Raw genomic sequence first — 4381 nt, forward strand, 5'->3', positions numbered from 1 at the left:
TCGGCCCGCCGAATTGAGCCTGGTCGGACCGGCCAGCGCACGCCTATTCGTGGCCGGCGCGCTGGCTCGCCAGGGTCCGCTGCTGGTAGTCACCGCCACCAGCCGCGAAGCCGACGACCTGACCGCCGAACTGCGCGGCGTCCACGGCGACGCGGTGGCCAAATTCCCATCGTGGGAAACCCTGCCCCACGAACGGCTCTCACCCGGCGTTGACACTGTGGGCGCCCGTCTCATGGTGCTGCGCCGGCTGGCCCACCCCGACGACGCGCGGCTTGGTCCGCCGCTGCAGGTGGTGGTGACCTCGGCGCGCTCGCTGCTGCAGCCGATGACACCGCACTTGGGCGACATTAAGCCGCTCACCCTTTCCCTGGGTGACGAGGTCGCGTTCGAAGACGTCATAACCCGGCTGGCGGAGCTGGCCTACATCCGGGCGGACATGGTGGGCCGGCGCGGGGAGTTCGCGGTGCGTGGCGGGATTCTCGACGTCTTCCCGCCGACCGCCGAACATCCCGTGCGTATCGAGTTCTGGGGCGACGAGGTCACCGAGATGCGGATGTTCTCGGTGGCCGATCAGCGCTCCATCCCCGAGGTCAGCGTCGACACGCTGGTGGCGGTGGCGTGCCGGGAGCTGCTGCTGTCCGACGACGTGCGGGCCCGGGCCGCCGCGTTGGCCGGAAAACATCCCGCGGCCGAGCGCACAGTCACCGGCACCGTCACCGACATGCTGGCCAAGCTGGCCGAGGGCATCCCGGTCGACGGCATGGAGGCGCTGCTACCGGTCTTGCGTCCCGACGAGCTGACCCTGCTCACCGACCAGTTGCCGCAGGGCACTCCGGTATTGGTCTGCGATCCGGAGAAGGTGCGCACCCGCGCAGCCGACTTGATCAAGAGCGGCCGCGAATTCCTCGAAGCGTCATGGTCGGTCGCCGCGATCGGCGGTGACGCGCCCGTTGACGTCGAACAGCTCGGCGGATCAGGCTTCATCGAATTCGACGAAGTGCGCGACACCGCCCGCAAGAGGGGTCATCCGTGGTGGACGCTCAGCCAGCTCTCCGACGAGTCCGCGATCGAACTCGACCTGCGCGCGGCCCCCTCAGCCCGTGGCCATCAGCGCGACATCGACGAAATCTTCGCGATGCTGCGCGCCCAGGTTGCCACCGGCGGACACGCCGCGGTCGTCGCGCCCGGCGCCGGCACCGCGCAGCGCGTGGTCGAGCGACTCGCCGAATCTGAAACGGCCGCAACGTTATTGGAGTCAGGCGCCACACCCAAGCCCGGCGTGGTCGGCGTGCTCAAGGGCCCCCTGCACGACGGCATCGTGGTGCCCGGCGCCAACCTCGTCGTGATCACCGAAACCGACCTGACCGGTAACCGGGTGACCGCCACCGACGGCAAACGCCTGGCCGCCAAACGCCGCAACGTGGTCGACCCGCTGGCACTGACCCCCGGCGACCTGGTGGTGCATGACCAGCACGGCATCGGCCGGTTCGTCGAGATGACCGAACGCACCGTCGGCGGCGCGCGTCGCGAGTATCTGGTGCTGGAGTACGCGTCGACCAAGCGCGCCCAGCACGACACCGACAAGCTCTACGTGCCGATGGATTCGCTGGACCAGCTGTCGCGCTACGTCGGCGGGCAGGCGCCGGCTTTGAGCCGGCTCGGCGGCAGCGACTGGGCCAATACCAAAACCAAGGCCCGCCGCGCGGTGCGCGAGATCGCCGGGGAGCTGGTGGCGCTGTACGCCAAGCGGCAGGCCACGCCCGGCCATGCGTTCGGTCCCGATACGCCATGGCAGTCCGAGATGGAAGACGCCTTCGGCTTCACCGAGACCGTCGATCAGCTGACCGCGATCACCGAAGTCAAAGCCGACATGGAAAAGCCGATCCCGATGGACCGGGTGATCTGCGGCGACGTCGGCTACGGCAAGACCGAGATCGCCGTGCGGGCGGCGTTCAAGGCGGTGCAGGACGGCAAGCAGGTCGCCGTGCTGGTGCCCACCACGCTGCTGGCCGACCAGCATTTGCAGACGTTCACCGAGCGCATGTCGGAGTTCCCGGTCACCGTCAAGGGCCTGTCCCGGTTCACCGGGCCGGCCGAGTCGCGCGCTGTGCTGGACGGCCTGGCCGACGGCACCGTTGACATCGTGATCGGCACCCACCGGCTGCTGCAGACGGGGGTCCGCTGGAAGGACCTTGGGCTGGTCATCGTCGACGAGGAACAGCGCTTCGGCGTCGAACACAAAGAGCACATCAAGAGCCTGCGCACCCACGTGGACGTGCTGACCATGAGCGCGACACCCATCCCGCGCACGCTGGAGATGAGCCTGGCCGGGATCCGCGAGATGTCGACGATCCTGACTCCGCCCGAAGACCGCTACCCGGTGCTGACCTATGTCGGGCCGCACGACGACAAGCAGATCGCCGCCGCGTTGCGCCGCGAGCTGTTGCGCGACGGGCAGGCGTTCTACGTGCACAACCGGGTCAGCTCGATCGAGCACGCCGCCGCGCGGGTGCGCGAGCTGGTGCCGGAGGCCCGCGTCGCCGTCGCGCACGGCCAGATGAACGAGGACCTGCTGGAACGCACCGTCCAGGGGTTCTGGAACCGCGAATACGACATCTTGGTGTGCACCACGATCGTCGAGACCGGCCTGGACATCTCCAACGCGAACACGCTGATCGTCGAACGGGCCGACACGTTCGGCCTGGCCCAGCTGCACCAGCTGCGCGGTCGAGTCGGCCGCAGCAGGGAACGCGGGTACGCCTATTTCTTGTACCCGCCGCATGCGCCGCTCACCGAAACCGCCTATGACCGGCTGGCCACGATCGCCCAGAACAACGAGCTGGGCGCCGGCATGGCGGTCGCTATGAAAGACCTCGAGATCCGCGGAGCCGGCAATGTGCTGGGTGTCGAGCAGTCCGGCCATGTCGCCGGCGTCGGGTTCGACCTATACGTGCGCCTGGTGGGCGAGGCTGTCGAGGCCTATCGCGCGGCGGCCGACGGCAAGACCGTCACTAGCCCAGAAGAGCCCAAAGACGTGCGGATCGACCTGCCGGTGGATGCGCACCTGCCGCCGGACTACATCGCCAGCGACCGGTTACGCCTGGAGGCATACCGCCGGTTGGCGGCCGCGACCGATGATGCTGCTGTCGACGCCGTCATCGAGGAGCTGACCGACCGCTATGGGACGCTGCCGGAACCGGCCCAGCGGCTGGTGGCGGTGGCCCGGCTGCGCTTGCTGTGCCGTCGATTCGGCATCACCGAGGTCTCCGCGCCGTCGGAGGCGACGCTACGGCTGTCGCCGATGACGCTGCCGGACTCAGCACAGGTCCGGCTCAAGCGGCTGCATCCCGGCGCCCGGTACCGCGCCACCACATCGACGGTGCAGGTTCCGATTCCGCGAGCCGGCGGCATTGCGGCACCGCGAATTCGCGACGTCGAACTGGTCCAAATGGTGGCGGACCTGGTATTGGCGCTCCATGGAAAGCCCCAGGCAGAAGTTGGTATAACCGATTCAGTGCCGGCCCGATGACGATGCTGGCCGCCCGGTACAGGGCGGGCGAACCCCAGCCGAGCAGCGGTCGAGACGCGGCATGCCAGCCGGGCAGCGGCGAGGGGCGAGTCGGCAATCGGCGTCAGCCGAGTGAGGAGCCACAAGCGCGATGACCCGCACCAACGACGATGATCCCGGCGTAGCCAGGATCGAGGAGTGTCGCCCATGACTGTCGTCTTGGTCGACCCTCGCCGCCCGTCCCTAGTTCCGGTCGAGGCGATCGAACTGCTTACCGGCGAGGTGCAATACACCGAGGAGATGCCGGTTGTCGTGCCCTGGTCGCTGCCCGCCGCCCGGCCAGCGCTTACCGGAGAAGACGCCCCGGTGCTGCTGTCGTCTGACCCCGACCATCCCGCGGTCACCGCACGATTGGCCGCCGGGGACCGGTTGATTTCAGCACCCGAAGCGCAGCGCGGCGAGCGACTTGTCGACGCCGTGGCGATGATGGACAAATTGCGCACGGCCGGCCCGTGGGAAAGTGAGCAGACTCACGACTCGTTGCGCCGCTATTTGTTGGAGGAGACCTACGAGCTTTTCGACGCGGTGCGCAGCGGCAATGCTGACGAGCTGCGCGAAGAACTCGGAGACGTGCTGCTGCAGGTCCTTTTTCACGCGCGGATCGCCGAGGACGCGCCAGAACATCCGTTCACCATCGACGACGTCGCCGATGCGCTGGTGCGAAAACTGGGCAACCGCGTGCCGGGAGTCCTTGCCGGCGAGGAGATTTCGCTCGATGAGCAATTGGCCCAGTGGAAAGAACGCAAGGCGAGGGAGAAGTCACGGAACTCGGTCCTAGATGACGTTCCGACCGCGCAACCTGCATTGGCATTG

At 68.0% G+C, this 4381-nt stretch carries 2 protein-coding genes; both read left to right on the forward strand.

The window, feature by feature from the left end:
- A partial coding sequence (gene mfd, locus VFA16_RS15610) for a transcription-repair coupling factor (RefSeq protein ID WP_324968695.1) occupies window positions 1-3529 on the forward strand: 3529 nt, incomplete at its 5' end.
- Window positions 3530-3715: 186 nt separating this feature from the next.
- A partial coding sequence (locus VFA16_RS15615; protein WP_324968696.1) for a nucleoside triphosphate pyrophosphohydrolase occupies window positions 3716-4381 on the forward strand: 666 nt, incomplete at its 3' end.

It is taken from the genome of Mycobacterium sp. (assembly GCF_035653355.1).
Lineage (GTDB): Bacteria > Actinomycetota > Actinomycetes > Mycobacteriales > Mycobacteriaceae > Mycobacterium.